This is a genomic window from Nocardioides ochotonae, from assembly GCF_011420305.2.
In the GTDB taxonomy this organism is placed as follows: domain Bacteria; phylum Actinomycetota; class Actinomycetes; order Propionibacteriales; family Nocardioidaceae; genus Nocardioides; species Nocardioides ochotonae.
Window position 1 is genome coordinate 1,903,203 of sequence record NZ_CP061769.1, and the last position, 22,247, is coordinate 1,925,449.

Genomic DNA, 22,247 nt, shown 5'->3' on the forward strand with positions numbered 1-22,247 from the left:
CCGCGCGCCGCAGGCGGATCCGTGGCGAGAGAGCGATGAGCAGGGTGGAGTGGCGATGAGCGAGGTGGCCGGTGAGCTGGCCCGCGTGCGCAGCGCGTTCGAGCAGCCCACGCTGACCCTTCTCCACCAGCGCCAGGCGCCGGTGGTGATCACGGTGTTCCGCGCGGCCTTCGGGCGCGACAACCGTCCGGTCTCGACCGGGCGCCTGCACGCCCAGGTGGAGGAGCACCTCGCCGAGCTGCGACTGGCCGGCGAGCGGGACCTGCCCCAGGGCACCGGGCGCGACCTGTGCCAGCGCTGGATGAAGGGGCAGTGGCTGGTCCGCTCCCTCGACGAGACCGGCAACGAGGTCTACACGCTGACCTCGCACGCCCAGCAGGCCCTCGAGCAGGTCAAGGCGCTCTCCCGCGACCGGGCCACGCTCAGCGAGCACCGGATCGGCACCCTGCTCTCGACCGTGCGGCGCTTCAACAGCGAGGCCAACCCCGACCCCGGCGCCCGCGTCGGCATCCTCAACGCCGAGATCGCCCGGCTGCAGTCCGAGCGCGACCGGCTGCTCGAGGGCGGCACGGTCGACGCCGCGGACGAGGACTACATGGCGCAGGGCTTCACCGAGCTCCAGCTGCTGGTCTCCGCGCTGCCCAGCGACTTCGCCCGGGTCGAGGAGCGCTTCGCCGAGATCCGCGCCGAGATCCTCGCGGCGTTCCGCGCCGAGCAGCGCCCCGCCGGCGAGGTGGTCGACGAGTACCTCGCGCGCGCCGACACCCTGATGACCGCCACCCCCGAGGGACGCGCCTTCGAGGGCGCCTTCGCGCTGCTGCGCGACGACGAGCTCGTCGCCCAGCTGCGCGACGACCTCTCCGCGCTGCTCGAGCACCCGCTGTCGGGGGCGATCCTCGCCGAGGTCGACCGCGCGGAGCTGCGCGGCACCGTGCGCCTGATCCGCGAGGGCCTGGAGCGCGTCCTCGCCCAGCGTGCGCGGGTCACCGCGACGCTGAAGGAGTACATCGTCGCCCACGACGCGGCCCGCGACCGGGAGCTGGAGCAGACCCTGCGCCAGGTCGAGTCCGAGCTGATGACCTGGATGGACAACACCGGGCCGCGCACCGTGCTGGACATGCCGCTGCTGCCCGAGCGGGTGGGCGTGGAGCACCTGCGCGAGCGCTTCTACGACCCCGCCGACCACGTGCGGCCGGTGCGGCTCCCGGCCGCCCCGCCGCCGCCCGCGGCGCCGCCGACGTATGAGCAACTGCGCGCGCAGGGCGGCCCCTCGGTGCCGGAGATGCGCTCCCGCTTCGTGGCGGCCCTCTCGGCCGCGGACAGCGCCTCGCTGGGTGCGTTCTTCGACGCCCTCGAGCCGGAGCTGCGCCGCCCCGTCGAGATCTTCGGGCTGCTGCACCTGGCCGCCGAGCGCGAGCTCGCCGTCGGCGACGAGCCCGAGACCTACCGCGCGGTCCGCCCGGACGGCACCGAGCGCGCGTTCGCGGTGCCCCGCGTCGAGCTGCGTGATCCCGACGTACCGCCCACAGAGCCGTCCACTGGGCCGGCCGACACCGACCACGACCGATCCCGCACGGAGGCCACCCGATGAGCACCACCGCCGACCCGGCCGCCCCCGAGGGGTACGACGGCGCGCAGGCACCCGACACCGAGGAGCTCGTCGAGCCCCGCGAGCACCTGGCCTCGGTGTCGCTGTTCGAGGGCGACGAGGGCACCCTCGAGCAGTCCGAGCGGCAGGCGCTGGTCGCGCTTCTCAAGCAGCGCTTCATCAGCGCGCGCACGCACCCGCGCGACTGGCAGGTGCTCGTGGAGAACGAGCAGCTGCTGCGCTCCCGGCTCAACGACCTCTTCCTGGAGCTCCAGGTGGACCGGGTCCGCGAGGTCGCCTGGAAGCGCCAGGCGTTCTCCGAGACCGGCCAGCGCTTCCCCACGCTGCTGCACGACACGGCCTGGAGCCGCGAGGAGACCATCGTGCTGGTGCACCTGCGCGACCGGTTCCGGGCCGCGGCCGCCGCCGGGGAGGACCGGGTCTTCGTCGACCGCGAGGACCTCGTCGAGCACGTCTCCGGCTTCCGCCCCGTGCACGGCACCGACCTGTCGGGCGACGAGAAGCGCGCCCGCAACGCCGTCTCCAGCGTGCAGAAGGCCGGTCTGCTCATCGGCTCGCCGACCGACGACCGCTTCGAGGTCAGCGAGGCGGTGGAGTCCCTGCTGCCCCTGGAGGTCCTCCAGGAGCTGCTGGTCACGCTGCGCCAGGCCAACGAGGCCCCGCCCGAGCCGAGCGACCAGGTGCTGTTCGGCGATGTCCGCACCGAGCGTGAGGAGGCTCAGGCATGAGCACCACCCAGCAGCCCGAGCCCGGCACGAAGTCCCGAGAGGGCGACGCCGGCGACGCGCAGACCGCGACCCGGCCCGTCATCCCCGCCGAGGCGCTCCCCGAGCGGCTCCAGGACGACCCGGCCCGCGTCGAGACCGAGGTCGGCAGCGTCGGCCTCTTCGACGAGGAGGTCGTGCTCACGCCGTCCGACGACACCCTCCAGTGGCGCGCCGAGGTGCTCCAGATGGTCAACTGGGGCGGCTTCTCCGGCCGGATCTCGATCGACCTGCACGCCGACGCGACGATGATCTCCGGCGCCTCCGGTGTCGGCAAGAGCACGTTGCTGGACGCCTACACGGCGCTGATGATGCCCTCCGACACCCGCTTCAACGGCGCCTCGAACGACGCCGTCACCGGGCGGGCGCGCGGCGCCGGGCAGCGCAACCTGCTGTCCTACCTGCGCGGCGCGGTCGACGTCGTCGACGACCCACGGACCGGACGCCCGGTCGAGCGGCTGCTGCGCGGTCGCGACGGGGACACCTGGGGCGCGGTCGCGATGACGTTCGTCAACGACCAGGAGCGCCGGTTCACCGCGCTGCGCACCTACTACGTGCCGCGCCGCGCGACCCGCTCCGGCGAGGTCCAGATGCAGCTGGTCACCCTGGACGCCGCGATCGACCTGGCCACCCTCGAGGCGGCGGTCCCGGACCGCTTCCACGCCAACACGCTGAAGAAGCTCAGCCCCGGCCTGCGCGTGCACCGCACCTACACCGAGTTCTCCGCGGTGCTGCACGCCCGGCTCGGCATCGGCGCCAACGGCGACGGCGCCAAGGCGCTCGGCCTGCTGGCCCGCATCCAGGCCGGCAACCAGGTCCGCAGCGTCGATGAGCTCTACAAGGAGATGGTCCTCGAGCGCCCGGCGACCTTCGGGGCCGCCGACCGCGCCGTCGAGCACTTCGACGCCCTGGAGTCGGCGTACTCGGCCATGCGCACCGAGGAGGAGAAGCAGGACCTCCTCGCCCCGATCACCGAGCTGCACGCGCGCAAGGTCGCCGCGCGCGAGCGCGCCGCCGAGCTCGACGCGTACGGCGTGACCGCGACCGGCGACACCCCGGTGCGGTACTGGCTGCTGCGCACCCACGCACGGCTGCTCGGCGCCGGGGTCGAGGCCAACCGCCAGGACCGCGCCGCGGTGCGCGACGAGCTGCGCGCCGCGGACCGCCGGGTGGCCGAGCTCAGCGCCGACCTCGACGCCGCGCGCGACGAGCACCGTGACGCCGGCGGCGCCAGCGTGGGCCGCCTGGACGGCGAGATCGAGCGCGAGCGGCTGCTGCGCGAGGAGCGCCGCGCCCGCCGCGAGACGCTGCTCGAGCGCCTCGCGCCGCTCGCCGTGCTCGACGACGACGGCGGCGAGCGCATCGACCCCACGGCGGCCCTGGCCAGTCGTGAGGCGTTCGCCGCGCTGGCCGACCACGCCGAGCAGTGGCTCGCCGGGCACGTGGACGCCGGGGACCGGCTGGTCGCCGAGCGCGACGAGCTGCTCGCCGAGCGCTACCCGCTGCTGGCCCGCCGTACCGAGCTGCAGGGGGAGCGGGCCTCCCTCGAGGGCCGCTCCGGGCGCGTGCCCGAGCACCTGCACGCGATGCGCCGCGAGGTCGCCCGCGCCAGCGGCCTGTCGGTGAGCGAGCTGCCGTTCGTCGCCGAGCTCCTCGACGTCGCCCCCGAGGAGTCGCGCTGGCGCCTGGCCATCGAGACGGTGCTCGGCGCGACCGCCCGCACGATGCTGGTCCCGCTGCCGCGCCTCGAGGAGTTCTCGGCCGCCATCGACTCGCTGCGCCTGCGCGGCCGGCTGACCTTCGAGGGCGCGCAGCTCGGGCTCGACGGCCCCGACCTGCTCGACCCCGAGCAGGTCGCCGGCAAGCTGGTCTTCGCCGACTCGCCGTTCCGCGGCTGGGTGCAGCGCCACGTCGCCGAGCCCGCGCGCAACGCGCTGTGCGTGGAGAGCGCCGACGACCTGCGCGGGGGCGGCTTCCGGGTCACCCTCGCCGGCCAGACCCGCTCCGGGCGCCGCGGCTCCCACGGTCGCGGTGACCAGCGCAGCATCATCGGCTTCAGCAACTCCGACGCGCTCGCCGAGATCGACGCCGACATCGCCGCCCTCGAGGCCGAGCTGCGGGCCGTCGACGAGCGCATCGCCCGCGTCGAGACCGCCACCCGCGTCCAGGACCGCCGCCGTACGGCGTACGACGCCCTCGGCACCCAGTCCTTCGACGACCTCGACGTGGCCGCGTGCGACCAGCGCCTGGCCGACCTCGAGCGCCGCCGCGAGCAGATCCTCACCGCCGACGACCGCCTCGGCACCACCGAGCAGCAGATGACCGAGCTCGCCGAGCGGCTGGAGGCGGCCCGCCTCGAGCGGTTCCGCCTCGACGAGCGCCGGCGCCGCCTCGAGCTCGAGCACGCCGAGCTGGTCGACAGCGAGGACCTGGTCAACGACGAGCTGGAGCGGATCGCCAGCGCCGGCCACGTCGTGTGCACCGAGGAGCAGGCCCGCCGCCTGGACGAGGAGTTCCGCGCGGCCGCCGACCCCGACGACCCCGAGGACCTCGACCGCTTCCACGAGAGCTCGGGGCGCCTCCAGGCCCGGCTCACCGCGGCGGTCCAGGAGGCCCAGGTCGAGGTCGAGCACGTCGACCGCGAGCTCGCCGCGATCTTCCGCGCCTACCAGCTGCACTGGGCCGACCCCAACCTCGGCACCACCGCCGACTCCTACCCCGACTTCGCGCGGATCCTCGCCGACATCGAGGCGACCGGCCTGCCCCAGCGCCGCGCCGAGTGGCGCCGACGCCTCACCGAGTGGAGCGGGCAGGACCTGGTGCCCCTCGCTGGGGCGATGTCGTCCTCGGTGGAGGAGATCGAGGACCGTCTCGAGCCGATCAACGCGATCCTGCGTCGCCTGGAGTTCGGCGCCGAGAAGGACCGCCTCCGGATCCGCCTGCGCCGCCTGGCGCCCGCGCACGTGCAGGTCTTCCTGCGCGAGCTGCGCGAGCTGTCCCGGGGCACCGTGCGCGACCTCGACGAGGCCGCGCTGGAGGAGCGCTTCACCCGGCTGCGCCGCTTCATGGGCCAGCTGCGCGGCCCGGCGCAGGGCGCGGACCCCGAGCGTGTGGGGGAGCGCGAGCGGCTGCTCGACGTACGCCGCCACGTGGAGGTCAGCGCGGAGCGCTACGACCGGCTCACCGGTGAGCTCAAGTCGACGTACCGCACCCTGGGGGAGAAGTCGGGCGGCGAGAGCCAGGAGCTGGTCGCGTTCATCGTGGGCTCGGCCCTGCGCTTCCGTCTCGGTGACGAGATGCGCTCGCGCCCCCGCTTCGCGCCGGTCTTCCTCGACGAGGGCTTCGTCAAGGCCGACTCGGAGTTCGCCGGACGTGCGGTGCGCGCGTGGAAGGGCCTGGGGTTCCAGCTCGTCATCGCCGTACCGCTCGACAAGGTGACCGGTCTGGAGCCGCACATGGACGCGCTGCTGGTGATCACCAAGCACACCGACACCCAGCTCTCGTCGGTCTTCCGGGTCAGCGACGCACAGGCGAACGGCTGATCCGGAAGCGGGGCCCCATCGCCTGAAAGGGTGATTTTCTCAGGAGGGATCCTTGGTTGGGCGCAGATGTGCCGACACCGCGTTTCGCGGCGTACCGTGGAGGTCCAGACATCTCTCCCGTGCGTGGGTCGCGGGCACGACGGCAGGAGCACCCGGGTGAAGTCGGAGCACGCGCGTCCCTTGGCGGCCTTCGCGGTCGTCACGGTCGCGGCGGGCGTGATCCTCGCGGTGCCCCGCCACTCCGGTGGCCCGCAGGACACCGTGCCGGCTGCCTCGGCGGCGCGGGCCTCCGCCGCCGCGCAGGCGCGTGCCGGCCAGGCGGTCGACGCGGGGACGGCACGCCCCGGCGACCGCGGTGCACCGACGACCCAGCTCCGGATCGGACCCGACGGACTGCCGGTCTGGCCCGAGGTCGGACTCGGCGGTGGCCTCCTCGACGGCGTCCCGTCGCTCGCGCTCGCCTACGCCGCCCGGCTCGCCACCGCGATCCAGGCTGCCGCCGAAGCGGCGAGTGAGGGCGCGACGGCGACCGGTCCCGGCTCGGGCCCCGGCGGGACCACCACCCCGACCGCGGGGAACGGCGGGGGCACCCCGGCGGACTCCTCCACCGCCACGCCGCCGCTGACGCCGCCGGGATTCCCGCCCGTGATCCCGGCCGACCCGCCGGTGACCACCTCCGATCCGCCCGTGACCCCGGCCGACCCGCCGGTGCCCACGCCCTCGGACCCGCCCGTGACCCCGGCCGACCCGCCGGTCACGACGCCCGAGAACCCCCCGACGCCGACAGACCCGTCGGGCTCCCCGGGCGACACCTCGGACAGCGCCCCCTCGGAGACGCCGACCGGGGGCGGCGGCTCCTCGCCGACCGACCCGACTCCGCCGCCTGGCTGAACCGGCGGCCCGTCGCTGCTGCGCGATCGTGCCCCGGTGCGTCAGGCTGGAGGGATGAGCCGCCGTCCCGTCCCGCGCGTCACCGACGCGCCGGAGCCGCAGAGCGCGCGCCAGCGACGCCGCCAGCGGTGGTACTTCGCCCTGATGGGGACCTGTGTGGTCCTCATCGTGCTGGCGTGGAACGTCGTGCGCCTGTGGTCGGTGCCCGCGGCGGTCGCGATGTCGGCGGTCGCCGCCGTGCTCCCGCCGATCGCCGTCCTGGTGGCGAACTGGGGCGAGGGGAGATGACCCGGATGGCGGAACCTGCCCCCACCTCGAGCCGCCGGGCAGCAGGATAGGGGCATCGTGAACAGACCCCGCACCGGCGCGCGCACCCCCACGGGGCGCGGTCGTCGACCGCACGAGGAGCCCGTCGCCGGGCTCGACGACCTCATGGTCGAGGTCGAGCGTCACCCGGGGCGGCCCGCGGCTGGGGCGCTCGCGCGCTCCGCCGGCCTCGTCGTGGGGGTGCTGAGCCTGGTCACCTGCCTGGCCCTGCTCCCGTTCACGCTGGTGCTCGGTGGCGCCGCCCAGAGCGCGATCCGGGCCTGGGACGGCATCGGCACGGAGCTGCCGCCGATCCAGGCCAAGCAGCGCACCGTCCTGCTCGACCGCGAGGGCCGTCAGTGGGGCCAGCTGTTCACCGAGAACCGGGTGGCGACCAGGCTCTCCGACATCAGCCCGCACGTCGTCGCCGCGCTGCTCGCCACCGAGGACAGCCGCTTCTACGAGCACGGCGCGGTCGACCTGCGCGGGGTGGCCCGGGCGCTGGTCAACAACGTCGTGGGCTCCGACCTCCAAGGCGCCTCGACGTTGTCCCAACAGCTCGTGGAGAACCTACGGATCCTCAACGCCGCCACCGACGACGAGCGCCGCCTCGCCAAGGCCGCGACCCTCAGCGGCAAGATCGCCGAGCTCAAGCTCGCCGGCGAGCTCGAGAGCCGCTACTCCAAGGACGAGATCCTCGAGGCCTACCTCAACGTGGTCTACCTCGGCAACGGCGCGTACGGCGTCGAGGCCGCCGCGCGCCGCTACTTCTCCACCTCGGCGGCGGACCTCAGCGTCAAGCAGGCCGCGACGCTGGTGGCGATGCTCAAGTCGCCCACGGCGTACGACCCGCTCACCCACCCCGGCCGCTCCCGCGAGCGTCGCGACGTGGTGATGGCGCGGATGGTGGCCGAGGGCGCCCTGACCCGCGAGCGCTTCGAGCGGCTGCGCCGCCACCCCACGCCCATCAAGGAGTCGCGCCCGCGCTCGGGGTGCGCGGCCTCGGAGTTCCCCTTCTACTGCGCGATGCTCATCGAGCACGTGCTGCGCTCCCCGGAGTTCGGCGCCTCGCGCGAGGAGCGGCAGAACCGGCTCAACGCCGGGGGTCTGGTGATCCGCACGGCCCTCGACGTCGATGCCATGCGCGCCGCCGAGGGCGCCGTCGATGCCGGGTTCGGGCGCACCAACCGGGTCGGGAGCGGCGTCGCGGTCATGGAGCCGGGCACCGGCCAGGTGGTGGCCATCGCGCAGAACCGCACCTTCGGCACGCCCGAGGACGACGGGGACCTCTCCCGCACCCAGGTGGTCTACGCGACCAGCGAGTTCCAGACCGGCTCGACGTTCAAGCCGATCACCCTGGCAGCGGCCCTGGAGAGCGGGATGAGCGTGCGCACGACGTACGACACCCCCAACGGTCTCCAGGTCGAGGGCCTCGACGCGCCCGAGGACGGCTACAAGAACGACGACCGGCAGGGGCACGGGGTGCTCGACTCGTACGGCGCCATGCGCGGCTCGGTCAACACCTACTTCGTGCAGCTCCTGGCCGACGTCGGCGTGCGGGAGACCGCCGACGTCGCCCGGCGCCTCGGGCTGACCTCGATCCCCGACGACCTCAGCGGCCGCGAGGGCTCGCTGACCCTCGGTGCGTTCGAGAGCTCGCCGCTCCAGCTCGCCACGGCGTACGCGACCCTGGCCGCCCGCGGCGTGCGCTGCGACCCGGTGCTCATCCTCTCCGCGCGCGACGTGGCGTCCGAGGAGGAGATCGCGGTGCCCGACGGGGACTGCCACCAGGCGATCAGCCCGGCGGTGGCGGTGCAGGTCTCCGACGTGCTGCGGGCGCCCTTCGACGCCGGCGGCACGGCCTCGTCGGTGGGTCTCGGCGGCGGCCGCCCGGCCGCGGGCAAGACCGGCACCACCGACGACGCCGCGGCCGTCTGGTTCGCCGGCTACACACCGCAGTACGCCGCGGCGGTGTGGGTCGGCGACCCGCGCGGCGGGCAGGCGAACCCGCTCACCGGTGTCTACGCGCACGGCTACTACCACTCGGTGCTCTACGGCGGCACCGGCGCCGGACCGGTCTGGCGGCGCACGATGGAGGCGGTCCACGAGGGCCTGTCCGTCGAGGAGTTCCCGCCGATCCAGGGCGCCGGTGCGGTGCTGGTCAACACCGCGGTGCCCTCGGTGGTCGGGATGGGCGTGGACGAGGCGGTGACGCTGCTCGCGGCCTCCGGCTTCGAGGTCCGGGTGCGCTCGCGGCCGAGCGAGACCGCGGGCGGCGCGACCGACCACGTGGCCGAGCAGGAGCCCGCGGCCGCCACGGCGGTGGGCCGCGGCGCCGAGGTGCGGCTCACGCTGACCGCGGGCTCGGAGACCGCGTTGGACCTGCGCGGGCTGGTCGAGGTCGCCGGGGGCGGTGAGCGATGAGGTTCGACCGCGACGACCCCTTCCACGTGCTGCCGGCCGCTGCGGCGCTGGCGGCGTTGCTCTGCACCCTCGGCCTGGTCCTGCTGGGGCTGCCGGTGCTCGGCCTCAGCGGTGAGGAGGACGAGGCCGAGGAGGCACCCGAGGAGGTGGCGGTCGTCTACGGCCGGGTGGTCGAGGAGAGCCCGCTGCCCGCGTGGCGCGCGCTCAGCCGCACCTTCGCCGCGCTGCCCGCGGACTGGGAGCGGCAGGGACGGCTGCTGACCGCGGCGAGCGTGCCGCACCCGCTGTCGTGCGTCGAGGTGCCGCCGGCGGTGGCGATGTCGCAGACGCTTCTGGTCGAGGCCAGCAACGTCCAGGCGACGATCGCCGCCTGGCCCGCGGGCGTCGGGGCCGCCGCGCTGGCCGACATGGTCGAGGACGGTGCCGGGTGCGCGCCCTCGGCGCTCGCGGTGCAGGTCGTGGGCGACCTGCCACTCGGCATCGAGGGGCACGCGTTCGCGGTCTCCGGCACCGACACCGCCTACGAGGTGCTCGCGTGGCGCCGGGGCGACGTGGTCGGCTTCGTCGCCGGCACCGACCGGGCGGCGCTGGACACCGCTGCGGCCCGGATGGACGAGGTGCTGGCCGGCGAGGTGGCCGAGCGCTGCGCCGCGCAGGACTCGGTGCCCGAGGACGCGCTGCGCAACCAGGTCCACGCGGGCGCAGACTTCACCGGACAGACCCGTGGCGAGCCGGTGCGCACCGCGCAGGCCGACTGGCCCGAGCTCCCCGCCGACCTGCGGGACAGCGGCGTGCGCGCCATCCAGGTGCCCGGCCCGGCGGCGTCCGTGAGCCCGGCCGTGCCGCCCGCCACGCCGGCGTACCCCGTCTGGCCGCCGCTGCCGGAGCCGGCGGCGGTGCCCGACCCGCCCACCGACGTGACCCCGCACCGCACCGAGACGCTCGCGCCGCAACGGATCCCCGACCCCGTCGGACCCGGCTGCGGCTGGGACTTCGCGGCGACCATGGCACCGGCGTACGACGAGGCGGACGTGCGTGCGGCGAACGCCGACGCGCTGCGGCGCGCCCGCGCCGCGCTGGTCGAGGACGGCACGCGCTGGCAGCGCGACGTCGTCGACTACTGGGTCGACTACGCGGCCTACCTCGACGCGGTCGAGGACTACCGCGTCTATGCCGACGAGGTCGCCCGCGTCGCGCGCGCCTGGGACGTGATCGCGGGGGAGTGGGCCGACTACGAGCTGGCGCGGCAGGAGTGGGAGCGCGCCGAGCAGGCCCGCACGGACCTGATCGAGGCCCAGACCCGGGCCCGCGAGCGCTACGCCGACGAGACCGCCCGCTGCGAGGAGTGGTACGCCGAGGACCCGCTCAGCCCCCAGTACGTCCTGTACTGCCCGCCGACCCTGCCGTCGGTGCTCGAGGAGGAGGTCCCGCCCTCGCAGCCCGAGCCGGAGCCGCCGGCCGACCCTCGTCCCGCCGGCCAGCGCTGACCCGGCGACGGCCGCTCAGACCGGCCCGGGCGTGTCCTCCTCGAACACCATCGGCTCGGGCACCCCGGCGGTGATGCGGGTGCCGTCGGCGCGGATGCCGCCGGTCTGCGGGCGGTTGCCGAGCAGCCCGGGCACCCGCGGGCCCTGGTGGTCCAGGGGCACGCGCACGGGCTCGGCGGAGGTGATCGTGTAGTACTCCCCGCGCACGTTGACCGAGACCTCCGGGTCGTCGCCACGCGCGAGCAGCGTGAAGGTGATCGCGTCCTGGGTGAGCTCGACGAGCAGCCGGCTGCCGTGCCAGCGGATCCGGAACCGCATCCCCGGCCAGTCGCGGGGCAGGCGCGGGTCGAAGCGCAGGCGGCGGCGGCGGTCGCCCATCCCGGCGAAGCCGAAGACCAGGGCGCTCCACACGCCGCCGGCGGAGGCGATGTGCATGCCGTCGACGGTGTTGTGGTGCAGGTCGCCGAGGTCGACGTACAGCGCCTGGCGGAAGTAGTCCATCGCGACGTCCTCGTAGCCGACCTCGGCCGCGATGATCGCCTGCACCACGGCCGACAGGGTGGAGTCGCCGGTGGTGATCGGGTCGTAGTACTCGAAGTTGGCGCGCTTCTCCTCCGGGGTGAACTTGTCGCCCTGGAGGAACATCGCCAGCACCACGTCGGCCTGCTTCAGCACCTGGAAGCGGTAGATCACCAGCGGGTGGTAGTTCAGCATCAGCGGCCGCAGCTCGTCGGGGGTGCGGGAGAGGTCCCAGACCTCACGGTCGAGGAAGAAGTCGTCCTGCGGGTGGATGCCGAGGCCCTCGTCGAAGGGGATGGTCATGCCCTCGGCGCAGCGGCGCCATTCGGCGACCTCGTCCTCCTTGACGCCGAGGCGGTGCACGAGGCGCTCGAAGTCCTCGGGGCGCTGCTCCTTCAGCCTGTCGACCACCTGGGCGGCGGCGTCGAGGTTGAAGCGCGCCATGACGTTGGTGAACAGGTTGTTGTTGACCACCGTCGTGTACTCGTCGGGGCCGGTCACGCCGTGGATGTGGAAGGTCGGGGCGCCGCCGTTGGTGCGCCAGAACCCCAGCTCGGTCCACATCCGCGCGGTCTCCACCAGCAGGTCCATGCCGTCGCGGATGAGGAACCCGATGTCGTCGGTGGCGGTGACGTACTGCAGCAGCGCGTAGGCGATGTCGGCGTTGATGTGCATCTGCGCGCTGCCGGCCGCGTAGTACGCCGAGGCCTCCTCGCCGTTGATCGTGCGCCACGGGAAGAGGGCACCGCTCTGCGCCATCTCCCGGGCCCGCGCGCGGGCGGCCGGGAGCATCCGGGTGCGGAAGTGCATGAGGTTCCGGGCCAGGTGCGGCTGGGTGTAGGTGAGGAACGGCGCGACGTAGATCTCGGAGTCCCAGAAGTAGTGGCCCTCGTAGCCCGAGCCGGTCACGCCCTTCGCGGGGACGCCCTGGCGGTCGGCGCGTGCCGAGGCCTGGGCGAGGGTGAGCAGGTTGAACCGGATCGCCTGCTGGGTCGCGTCGTCGGTGGCCACCTCGACGTCGGCGGCGTCCCAGAACTCGTCGTACCAGCGCTGCTGCTCGGCGAGGTGCTCGGCCACCGGGTGACCGGTCGCGCGGTCCAGGGTCCGCTCGCAGCGCTCGCTCAGCTCTCGCACCGGTACGCCGCGCGAGGTGTGGTAGGTCACCAGCTTCTCCAGGCGCAGCGTGCTGCCCTCGCGGGCCTCGACGCGGATGACCATCTTGGCCAGGTCGTCGTCGGCGCGCACGATCAGCTCGTGCTCGTCGGGCGTCTCGACCCGGTGGTCGGCGGCGACCGCGATGGTCATGCCGGATCGGGCGCACTGGTAGCCCAGCAGCATCCGGCGCTCGTCGGCGTGGGCGGCGCGCGGCAGCAGCACCCGCTGGTCGAAGCCGCCGGCCTTGCGCGGGTCGGTCGCCTCGCCCATCGACGCCGACGGGACGTGGTACTCGTCGGTGCCGTCCTGGCGGTTCTGCAGCTGCGAGGAGATCACCAGCGGGGCGTCGCCGTCGAGCATGGTCACCTCGAAGGTGAGCACCGCGAGGTGGCGCTGGGTCATCGAGACCATGCGGGTGGACTCGACCTGCACGCGCTTGCCCGACGGGGTGCGCCAGATCAGGCTGCGGCGCAGCACTCCGTCGCGGAAGTCCAGGCTGCGCTCGTAGTGCTCGAGGTCGGCGGTGCCGAGGATGAGCGGCTCGTCGTCGACGTAGAGCTTCATCAGCTTGGCGTCGGGGGCGTTGACGATCGTCTGGCCGGTGCGCGCGAAGCCGAAGGCCGCCTCGGCGTGCCGGATCGGCCAGGTCTCGTGGAAGCCGTTGATGAAGGTGCCGTGGGCGTAGGCGTCCCGGCCCTCCTCGGGGTTGCCGCGCATGCCGAGGTAGCCGTTGCCGACGCTGAAGAGGGTCTCGGTGGTGCCGAGGTCCTCGGCGCGGTGCTGGGTCTCGACCAGGCGCCACGGGTCGGCCGGGAAGCGACCGCGGTCCATCGGCTGGTGCGCCTGCTGGCGGGGGTTCATCGGGCACCTCCCGTCGCCGGCACGACCAGCTCGGCGAGGTCGGCGACGACCAGGTCGGCGCCGGCCCGGGTGAGGGTGTCGGGCCCGGCGCCGCGGTCGACGCCGATCACCAGGCCGAACCCGCCGGCCGCGCCGGCACGCACGCCCGACACGGCGTCCTCGAGGACGACGGAGTCGGCGGCGGTGGCGCCGAGCGCCTCCGCGGCGTGCAGGAAGGTGTCCGGCGCGGGCTTGCCGGGCAGGCCGAGCTCGGTGGCGACGCGCCCGTCGACGACGCAGCGGAAGCGGTCGGCGAGGCCCGCCGCGGCGAGCACCGCGGGGGCGTTGGCCGAGGAGGAGACGACGGCCAGTGGCAGGTCGAGCTCGCGCAGGTGGTCCAGCAGCTCGACGGAGCCGGGGTAGGCGGTCACCCCGTCGCGCGCCAGCACGGCGTTGAAGGCGTCGTTCTTGCGGTTGCCCAGCCCGCGCACGGTGAGCTCGGTGCCGGGGTCCTCGCTGGTGCCCTCCGGCAGGAGGATCGCGCGGGACATGAGGAAGTCGCGCACCCCGTCGTAGCGCGGCTTGCCGTCCACGTGGGCGAAGTAGTCGGCGTCGGTGTACGCCGACAGGTCCGCGCTCGCGGCGTCCGGCAGCGTCGGCGCGTCGTCGGTCAGGAAGGCGTTGAACATCTCGCTCCACGCACGCATGTGGACCTCGGCGGTCGGGGTCACCACACCGTCGAGGTCGAAGAGCACAGCACGCCAAGAGGTCCAGTCGACTCGATCCACACTGTCGAGGCTAGAGGCTCCCGCCCCGCCTCCGGCCCTCCAGGGTGGTGAGTCCCGTCGCACTTCGCCAGCAGGGCAGGCTCGCGTCCAACCTCGAGGAGCTCCTCCGCACCTTCCACATCCACCGAACCGAGGTCCTCGGGCTGCCCGCGCCGCCCTCCCCGAGCCGGGCGGGACCGCCCGACTGACACAGTGTGCGGCGTGACTCCATCGCGCTCGCTCGGAGGCAGTTCCGAGGACGACGTGAACGTCGCGTCTCGGCTCCTCGGCCGCGGACTGCGGTTCGTGTCGACGCTGGGCGGTGGCGAGCACGCCCGGACCAGCGTCGTCACCGACGGGGTCGAGGAGTACGTCGTTCGACGTTTCCCGGCGGGAGACGCGGCCGTCGGTCACGAGACCGGAATCCTGCCGCGCATCCAACACCTGGCGCCGCTGGTGCCGAGGCTCGTTGCCGCCGACGTCGGGAGCGAGACGGGTGGTCCTCTGATCGTGACGTCGCGGGTGCCGGGCGGCCATCCCGGTCGGGACGTCTCGCCGACGGCGCTTGCCCAGCAGATGGGCGTCGTGCTGGCGCGGATCCATGCCGCAGACGGGGAGGGGTTGCGGCGCGCACCCGCGGGCGCACCGAGCGGACGTGGCCCCTTCGCCGCTGCGGCACGGGAACGCTTCGATGCGCTGGCCGACGAGGAGCTGGTGCTCACGCACTACGACTACTGGTGCGGCAACACGCTGTGGGTCGGTGATCGGCTCACCGGGGTCGTCGACTGGTCCGGCGCACGACAGGCACCACGTGGGCAGGACCTCGCGTGGTGCCGCCTCGACCTCGTGCTGATGGGTCACGTCGCCGCCGCGGAGACGTTCTTGACCGCTTACGAGGAGCGCACGGGATGCGCAGTGGACACCATGGCGGAGTGGGACCTCCAGGCCGCAGCGCAGGCAGAGGACGCCGTCGAGGACTGGGCGCCGAACTATGCGGGCATCGGCTTGGCGGACCTGACTGCCGTCCGGCTGCGGGAACGGCTCTCTGTCTGGGGAGCAACTCAGTTGGCGGCGTTGCAGGCCAGCTGAGCGCCGACCGCCGGTGCGCGCGGTCGGCGCGGTGGTCGGTCCTACTCGTCCGGTGGGTGCGCGCTGACGAGCCGGGTCCCGCCGCGGTCCTTGATCAGGTGCAGGCCGTGGGGTGAGCGCCAGAGGTACGTCGCGGCGTCGGCGGTGTCGTGGGCCCAGGCGGTGCGGGTCTTTGCCCGATGATGTCGCCGGCACAGCGGTGCGAGATTGCACGAGCACGTCGGGCCACCATCGCCGTGGGCGGTGATGTGGTCGGTGTCGCAGCGCCGGGCGGGGCGTTCGCACCACGGGAAGGCGCACACCGGTTGGGCGAGCCGAGTCTGCTCGGTGAGGCGATCGGGGATCGCGTAGGCATCGGTGTGCTGGTGATCCTCGAGATCGATGACCGGCTTGATCACGACCTGGGCCTCGCCGCTGCACCACTCGCGGACCTGCTCCGTGGGGACGATCGAGCGGGTCTCCTCGACGTGTGCGATCCCGGGCTCGTCGCGGCTGATCGCGGCGTCCGAGAGGTGGACATGGCCGCCCACACCAGGGCGGCCTCCAGGATCAGCACCTCGCCTCGCTGCACCGCGGCCCGCTGCTCCTGCGCGAACGCCAGCACGGCGGCTGGGGTGTCGCAGTCGGGGAGCTCGTGGTGAGAGTGGATCTGCAAGGTAAGGACCTCGGACTGCGGCAGCGCCGTCGGGGGAGCGGGTCTCGGCAAGCTCGAGACCCGCTCGACAGGGCACCCCGCTAGACCAGCAACCTCAGCGCCCCGGGCGCCGCCGCTTGGCGACCTGCTCCTGCACCTTGGAGGTGGCGCTGCGCAGACGGGCCTGGTTCTGCGGCTTGCGCGCTTCGTCGTAGACCCGCTTGGCGACGGCGAGACTGGCGGCCTTCTTGAAGATTCCCATGGGGCGCAGGTACCCACTTCCGGTGACGTTTCGGCACGTCCGGGCGGTGGGATGGTGAGGGCCGTCGGCCGACCCGCAACCGCGGCTCCTCGGCAGCGACCACCTAGAGGAGTGAATGTGAAGCGATTCGGGATCCTGGCGGCGGCAGCGGTGCTGGGCACGAGCCTGCTGAGCGGGTGCGGGGGCGACGGCGAGGACTACTGCGACACCCTCAGCAGCACCCGCGAGGAGTTCTCGGCGCTGGACTCTGGCGAGGTCGGCTCGTTCGACGACTTCCGCGCCGCCACGAGCGACCTCGCCGACGCGGCCCCCGACGAGGTGGCCGACGACTGGGAGCGGATCCAGAAGAACTTCGACGAGCTCGACGCGGCGATGGACGACGCCGGCGTGAGCATGGACGACCTCGACGCGATGGGCGACAGCAGCGAGCTGCCCGAGGGCGTCTCCCCGGAGGATCTCGCTGCGCTGGGCGAGGAGCTCAACGGCCTCGGTGAGGGCATCAACGAGTCCGGCGAGGCGATCACCAAGCACGCCAAGGACAGCTGCGACATCGACCTGAACGAGTCCTGAGGCCAGGACGCGCGGAGGTCGCGCAGGGATGAGGTGTCCGGTCGGGCCGCTCGGGCGGCGCCGGCCGTACACTGAACGCTCGCATTCGGCCCTGGATCTGCAAAGGACCCCAAGCACCACCCATGGACGGCTCTCAAAGTAGCTGGCTCTCCCACCGCGGAGAGCCCACATGACGACCTCACTCATCCTGCTGGTGGGCGCCCTGCTGCTCATCGCGGCCTGCGGCGTGTTCGTGGCCGCGGAGTTCGCCCTCGTTGCGGTCGACCGCAACAAGGTCGAGCAGGCCGTCGCCGACGGCGACGCGCGCGCCCGCGGTGTCCAGCTGGCCCTGCGCCAGCTCTCGACCCAGCTCTCCGGGGCCCAGGTCGGCATCACCGTCACCAACCTCGGCATCGGCTTCCTCGCCGAGCCCGCGATCGCGGACCTGATCCGTGAGCCGCTGGAGGACCTCGGTACGCCGGCCGGCGCGGTGTCGCCGCTCGCCCTGACCATCGGCCTCGTGCTCAGCACGATCCTGACGATGATCTTCGGCGAGCTGGTGCCGAAGAACCTCGCGATCGCCCGCCCGCTCGAGACCGCGCGGGCCACCCAGGGGCTGATGCGGACGTTCACCGCCCTCAACAAGCTCCCGATCCGGGTGCTCAACAACTCCGCCAACGCGTTGGTACGCCGTCTCGGCGTCGAGCCGCAGGAGGAGCTGCGCTCGGCGCGGAGCTCCTCCGAGCTGGCCTCGCTGATCCAGCGCTCGGCCGACGAGGGCACCCTCGACGCCGACACCGCCGAGCTGATGGAGCGCTCGGTGGAGTTCGGCACCCGCACCGCGGGCGAGATCATGACGCCGCGGGTGCGCACCCACAGCCTCGAGGTCAACGACCGCGCGAGCGCCGTGATCGAGATGGCCCGCCAGACCGGCCACTCCCGCTTCCCGGTGCTCGACGCCGAGGACGTGGTGGTGGGCACCGTCCACGTCAAGCACGCGGTCGCCGTACCGCTCCACGAGCGGCCGACGACCCGGGTCAAGCACCTGATGGTCCGCCCCGTGGTGGTGCCGGACTCGTTGCGCCTCGACCCGCTGCTCGCGCTGCTGCGCCAGGACGGCTTCCAGATGGCCGTCGTCCTCGACGAGTACGGCGGCCACGCCGGCATCGTCACCCTCGAGGACGTCATCGAGGAGATCGTCGGCGACATCTCCGACGAGCACGACCGGCTCGGGGCCCGGGCGCGCCAGCGCCACGACGGCAGCTGGATCATCTCCGGCCTGCTGCGCCCCGACGAGGTCGAGGACATCACCGGGATCACCCTCCCCGAGGCGGAGGACTACGACACCGTGGCCGGGCTGGTGCTGAAGGTGCTGGGCCGGGTCCCGTCGCGCGGCGACGTCGCCGAGGTGCCCGTCCCCGTGCGCACCGACGACGAGGAGACCCGCGAACAGCTCGCGCTGCTCACCGTCGAGCACATGGACGGCCTGCGGGTGGACCGTCTGACCATGCGCCTGCTCGACGGCGAGGAGCCGACCGAGCAGGACCGTGACCGCCGCGGTGACCGGAACGCCGAGCGCTCCGGCGCGCGCAAGGAGGGCCAGCGATGAGCGACTGGGCAGCCGTCGTCCTGACAGTGGTCCTGCTGGGCCTCAACGCGTTCTTCGTCGGCGCGGAGTTCGCGCTCGTCTCCGCGCGCCGCAGCCAGATCGAGCCCCGGGCGCGGGAGGGGTCGCGCGTCGCGCGGACCACCCTGCGCGCGATGGAGAACGTCTCGCTGATGATGGCGGGCGCCCAGCTCGGCATCACCGTCTGCTCGGTGCTCCTGGGTGCCGTGGGCGAGCCCGCGGTCGCGCACCTGCTCGAGCCCGGCTTCGACGCGCTCGGCGTCCCGCACGACCTGGTGCACCCGATCGCGTTCGTGATCGCCCTCGGCATCGTGGTCGCGCTGCACGTCGTCCTCGGCGAGATGGTGCCGAAGAACATCGCGATCGCCGGTCCCGACCGGGCCGCGCTGGTGCTCGGCCCGCCGCTGCTCGGCATCGTCACGGTGCTCAAGCCGGTGATCGTCGTGCTCAACGCGGTCGCCAACGGCGTGCTCCGGGCCATGCGGGTGGAGCCGAAGGACGAGATCAGCTCCAGCTTCACCCGCGAGGAGGTCGCCGCGCTGGTCGAGGAGTCGCACGGCGAGGGCATGATCGAGGCCGACGAGTACGACCGGCTCGCCGGCGCGCTCGGCTTCACCGAGAAGACCGTGGCCGCGGTCCTGATGCCGGCGGAGACGCTCAGCACCGTACGCCGCGGCTCGACCGCGGCCGACGTGGAGGCGCTCTGTGCCGCGACCGGCTTCAGCCGGTTCCCGGTGGAGTCCGACACCGGCGAGCTGATGGGCTACCTGCACATCAAGGACGTGCTGGAGCCCGACGAGGAGCGCCGGCTGCGTCCGGTCGAGGACAAGTGGATCCGGCCGTTCGCGCCGGTCACCCCCGACGACCTGCTCCACGACGCGCTCGAGCAGCTCCAGCGCCGCGGCGCCCACATGGCACGCGTCGTCGACCCCACCGGGCAGACCATCGGCCTCGCGACGCTCGAGGACGTCATCGAGGAGCTGATCGGCGAGATCCGCGACGCGGTGCACTCCGACGAGCCCGTCTGACCTCGGCTGAGCCTTTCAGGGCCTGGCTGGCCCCCTCGGGGCCCGCGGGCGCCCGCCTCCGGGCGCGGCGTCCGCGGCCTGCGGCTAGGGTGAACGGGTACCCCCGGCAGCAGCGACGAGGATCAGGTCTTACGTGGCGGAAGAGACGACGAGGGCCCACCGGGTGTGGACCCTGCCCAACGTGCTCAGCATGCTCCGCCTGGCCGGCGTCCCCGTCTTCCTGTGGCTCGTGCTCGGGCCGGAGGCCGACGGCTGGGCTCTGGCCCTGCTGATGGTCTCGGGCATCACCGACTTCGCGGACGGCTGGCTGGCGCGCCGGCTGGACCAGACCACGGTGCTCGGCCAGCTGCTCGACCCGATCGCCGACCGGCTCTACATCCTCGCCGTCGTGTTCGGCCTCGCGATGCGCGACATCATCCCGTGGTGGGTGGCGGTGCTGCTGCCGCTGCGCGACCTGATGCTGTGGGGCCTGGTGCCGCTGCTGCGCACCCGCGGCTACAGCGCGCTGCCCGTGCACTTCCTCGGCAAGGCGGCGACGTTCAACCTGCTCTACGCCTTCCCGCTGCTGCTGCTCGGGGACGGCGACGGCGTGGTCGCGGAGCTCGCGCAGGTCTTCGGCTGGGCGTTCGCGTTCTGGGGCATCGGGCTGTACTGGTGGGCCGGGCTGCTCTACGCCTGGCAGGTGCGGACCCTGCTGCGCACCACCGAGCGACGTCCGGCTGTGGGCGATGGCTGAGGGGACGCCGCGCGACCGCGAGCCGGCCCCCCGTCAGCCGGCGCGGCCGCCGGCTCCGGCACCGGCGCCCCCGGTGCGGGTGACGCTGCCCCTCCTGACGCTGATCACCCAGCAGTCCCTCGACGAGGACTACGTGCTGGCCGCCGAGCGACGGGTGCTGGGCGGCCAGGCGCCCTCCAAGGGCCGCCCGCAGGTGATCGCGGTGGTGGTGATCATGCTGTTCGGCATCCTGGTGACCACGGCCGCCGTACAGACCTCGCGCAACGCCGACATCAACGACGCCAGCCAGAACACCCTCATCGCCCGGATCGAGAACCAGCGCGACCATCTCTCCTCGCTGCAGGAGCGGGCCGCCGCCGTGCGCGCCGAGAACAACGAGCTCGAGGACGACCTGGCCGAGGTCAGCGCCGAGCAGCAGTCGACCACCTCGGCGCTGCGGCGCCTTCAGGCGCGCACGGGGTTCGTGGCGGTCACCGGCCCGGGGGTGCGCCTGGTCGCGAACGACGCCCAGAGCGCGGTGGAGCGGATCCGCAAGGACGACCTTTTCCTGCTCATCAACGCGCTGTGGGCAGCGGGCGCCGAGGCGGCGACGCTCAACGGGCGCCGGCTGACCGTGCTGACCTCGATCAACAACTCCGGCGGTGCCATCAACATCGATCTCACCCCGATCCGGGCGCCCTACACGCTGCAGGCGATCGGGGACCCGCGTACGCTCCAGGCGAATCTGGTCGAGACCTCGACGTTCGACGAGTTCACGGTCCTGATGTCGCAGTACGGCTTCACCCTGGAGATGGAGGACGTCGAGTCGTTCACCCTCCCGGCGGCGCCTTCCAAACGGCTGGTCGCGGTCACCGAGGCCGACGCCGCTGAACGCCCGAACCGCAAGGACGAGGAGAACTCATCGTGATCGCCGCCCTCGGACTCTTCGTCGGCATCGTCCTGGGCCTCGCCCTCGAACCGGACGTACCGCTGGCGCTGGAGCCCTACCTGCCGATCGCGGTCGTGGCCGCGCTGGACGCCGTGTTCGGCGGACTGCGCGCCTACCTCGACGGCATCTTCGACGACAAGGTGTTCGTCGTGTCGTTCCTGAGCAACGTGGTGATCGCCGCCGGCATCGTCTACCTCGGCGACAAGCTCGGGGTCGGCGGTCAGCTCTCCACCGGTGTCATCGTCGTGCTCGGCATCCGGATCTTCTCCAACGTCGCCGCAATCCGACGGCACCTGTTCCATGCCTGAGCGCCCGAAGGCCCCCGAGGCCGACCCGTCCCAGCCCCCGTCCCCGCCGGAGCCGCCGAGCGGTCGACAGCGACTGCGCAACGCGCTGGTGCGTCCGTCACGGGCGCAGACGGTGGTCGCCTTCCTGCTCGCGCTCCTCGCCTTCGCGACCGTCACCCAGGTGCGCCAGACCGAGGTCGAGGATTCCTTCGCCGGGTACCGCGAGCAGGACCTCATCGACGTCCTGAACGGCCTGTCGAGCACCAGCCAGCGCGCCGAGGCGGAGATCGAGCGGCTGGAGGAGACCCGGGCCGAGCTGCTCTCCGACACGACGAGCCGGACGACCGCGCTGGAGCAGGCCCAGCAGGAGTCCGAGACGCTGGCGATCCTCGCGGGCCTGGTGCCCGTCACCGGCCCGGGGCTGCGGATCACGATCGACGAGGGCGACGGCACCGTGCGCGCCAGCGACCTCGTCGACATGGTCCAGGAGCTGCGCACCGCGGGCGCGGAGGCGATGCAGGTGAACGGCCAGGTGCGGCTGATCGCGCAGAGCTACTTCGACGAAGCCGCCGGCGGCATGACCATCGATGGCCAGGTGGTGACCGCGCCGTACGTCTTCGACGTGATCGGCGACCCCGACAACCTCGCCAACGCGCTGACCTTCTACGACGGGCCGCGCGACAACATCGAGGCCTCCGGCGGCACGATGACGATCGAGGAGCGCTCCTCCATCGACATCGAGGCCGTGCGCCGACCCGTGGAACCGGAGTACGCGCAGCCCGCGCCGGAGCAGTAGCCTCACA

19 protein-coding genes are annotated in these 22,247 nt (G+C 73.2%); 15 read left to right on the forward strand and 4 right to left on the reverse strand.

Features of this window, described 5'->3' with window-relative positions; all coding sequences use genetic code 11:
- Positions 1-55: 55 nt before the first annotated feature.
- The 7 genes from HBO46_RS09210 (at position 56) to HBO46_RS09240 (ending at position 11,023) form a co-directional block, all read left to right on the forward strand.
- A complete protein-coding gene (locus HBO46_RS09210; protein WP_166138622.1) occupies positions 56-1,591 on the forward strand; it encodes a DUF3375 domain-containing protein in 1,536 nt (511 codons plus the stop codon).
- Positions 1,588-2,337, forward strand: coding sequence for a DUF4194 domain-containing protein (locus tag HBO46_RS09215; protein WP_166138619.1), 750 nt, complete (start codon positions 1,588-1,590; stop codon positions 2,335-2,337). Before HBO46_RS09210 ends, HBO46_RS09215 begins: the two co-directional genes overlap by 4 nt.
- A complete protein-coding gene (locus HBO46_RS09220) occupies positions 2,334-5,915 on the forward strand; it encodes an ATP-binding protein (RefSeq protein WP_166138617.1) in 3,582 nt (1,193 codons plus the stop codon). Before HBO46_RS09215 ends, HBO46_RS09220 begins: the two co-directional genes overlap by 4 nt.
- A gap of 156 nt (positions 5,916-6,071) precedes the next feature.
- A complete protein-coding gene (locus HBO46_RS09225) occupies positions 6,072-6,806 on the forward strand; it encodes a hypothetical protein (RefSeq protein WP_166138614.1) in 735 nt (244 codons plus the stop codon).
- A gap of 54 nt (positions 6,807-6,860) precedes the next feature.
- Positions 6,861-7,094 carry a DUF3099 domain-containing protein gene (locus tag HBO46_RS09230; protein WP_166138611.1) on the forward strand — a complete coding sequence of 78 codons (234 nt, stop codon included), beginning with the start codon at positions 6,861-6,863 and terminating at the stop codon, positions 7,092-7,094.
- Positions 7,095-7,151: 57 nt separating this feature from the next.
- Positions 7,152-9,536: a transglycosylase domain-containing protein gene (locus HBO46_RS09235; protein ID WP_166138608.1), complete on the forward strand. Its 2,385-nt coding sequence runs from the start codon at positions 7,152-7,154 to the stop codon at positions 9,534-9,536.
- The gene (locus HBO46_RS09240; protein ID WP_166138605.1) at positions 9,533-11,023 is read left to right on the forward strand and encodes a hypothetical protein; all 1,491 of its coding nucleotides are present in this window, start codon (positions 9,533-9,535) and stop codon (positions 11,021-11,023) included. The genes HBO46_RS09235 and HBO46_RS09240 overlap by 4 nt, the downstream gene beginning before the upstream one ends.
- Positions 11,024-11,038: 15 nt before the next feature.
- Here the strand turns inward: HBO46_RS09240 and HBO46_RS09245 are convergent, their stop codons facing one another.
- Together HBO46_RS09245 and HBO46_RS09250 are read right to left on the reverse strand one after the other, a co-directional pair.
- Positions 11,039-13,558 (reverse strand): glycoside hydrolase family 65 protein, encoded by a 2,520-nt coding sequence (locus tag HBO46_RS09245; protein ID WP_166138603.1) that lies wholly within the window; start codon positions 13,556-13,558, stop codon positions 11,039-11,041.
- Positions 13,555-14,325 (reverse strand): HAD family hydrolase, encoded by a 771-nt coding sequence (locus HBO46_RS09250; RefSeq protein ID WP_166138600.1) that lies wholly within the window; start codon positions 14,323-14,325, stop codon positions 13,555-13,557. Before HBO46_RS09250 ends, HBO46_RS09245 begins: the two co-directional genes overlap by 4 nt.
- A gap of 201 nt (positions 14,326-14,526) precedes the next feature.
- On the opposite strand from HBO46_RS09250, the gene HBO46_RS09255 reads away from it, so the two are divergent.
- The gene (locus HBO46_RS09255; protein WP_224769460.1) at positions 14,527-15,393 is read left to right on the forward strand and encodes a phosphotransferase family protein; all 867 of its coding nucleotides are present in this window, start codon (positions 14,527-14,529) and stop codon (positions 15,391-15,393) included.
- A 41-nt stretch (positions 15,394-15,434) separates the two neighbouring features.
- Here the strand turns inward: HBO46_RS09255 and HBO46_RS09260 are convergent, their stop codons facing one another.
- On the reverse strand, positions 15,435-15,923 hold the full coding sequence (locus HBO46_RS09260; RefSeq protein WP_166138597.1) for an HNH endonuclease signature motif containing protein: 489 nt from the start codon (positions 15,921-15,923) through the stop codon (positions 15,435-15,437).
- Positions 15,924-16,142: 219 nt separating this feature from the next.
- The gene (locus HBO46_RS09265) at positions 16,143-16,289 is read right to left on the reverse strand and encodes a hypothetical protein (RefSeq protein ID WP_166138594.1); all 147 of its coding nucleotides are present in this window, start codon (positions 16,287-16,289) and stop codon (positions 16,143-16,145) included.
- 117 nt (positions 16,290-16,406) lie between these two features.
- Between HBO46_RS09265 and HBO46_RS09270 the strand changes: the two genes are divergently transcribed.
- The 7 genes from HBO46_RS09270 (at position 16,407) to HBO46_RS09300 (ending at position 22,240) form a co-directional block, all read left to right on the forward strand.
- A complete protein-coding gene (locus HBO46_RS09270) occupies positions 16,407-16,859 on the forward strand; it encodes a hypothetical protein (RefSeq protein WP_166138591.1) in 453 nt (150 codons plus the stop codon).
- A 169-nt stretch (positions 16,860-17,028) separates the two neighbouring features.
- Positions 17,029-18,447 carry a hemolysin family protein gene (locus tag HBO46_RS09275; protein ID WP_166138588.1) on the forward strand — a complete coding sequence of 473 codons (1,419 nt, stop codon included), beginning with the start codon at positions 17,029-17,031 and terminating at the stop codon, positions 18,445-18,447.
- Positions 18,444-19,493: a hemolysin family protein gene (locus HBO46_RS09280; RefSeq protein ID WP_166138586.1), complete on the forward strand. Its 1,050-nt coding sequence runs from the start codon at positions 18,444-18,446 to the stop codon at positions 19,491-19,493. Before HBO46_RS09275 ends, HBO46_RS09280 begins: the two co-directional genes overlap by 4 nt.
- A gap of 190 nt (positions 19,494-19,683) precedes the next feature.
- Positions 19,684-20,229, forward strand: coding sequence for a CDP-alcohol phosphatidyltransferase family protein (locus HBO46_RS09285; RefSeq protein WP_207950124.1), 546 nt, complete (start codon positions 19,684-19,686; stop codon positions 20,227-20,229).
- Entirely contained in the window at positions 20,222-21,136 is a 915-nt protein-coding gene (locus tag HBO46_RS09290; protein ID WP_191480223.1) for a DUF881 domain-containing protein, read from the forward strand. Before HBO46_RS09285 ends, HBO46_RS09290 begins: the two co-directional genes overlap by 8 nt.
- Positions 21,133-21,465, forward strand: coding sequence for a small basic family protein (locus HBO46_RS09295; protein ID WP_153323140.1), 333 nt, complete (start codon positions 21,133-21,135; stop codon positions 21,463-21,465). Before HBO46_RS09290 ends, HBO46_RS09295 begins: the two co-directional genes overlap by 4 nt.
- Positions 21,458-22,240 carry a DUF881 domain-containing protein gene (locus tag HBO46_RS09300; RefSeq protein ID WP_166138577.1) on the forward strand — a complete coding sequence of 261 codons (783 nt, stop codon included), beginning with the start codon at positions 21,458-21,460 and terminating at the stop codon, positions 22,238-22,240. The genes HBO46_RS09295 and HBO46_RS09300 overlap by 8 nt, the downstream gene beginning before the upstream one ends.
- The last annotated feature ends 7 nt before the right edge of the window (positions 22,241-22,247 follow it).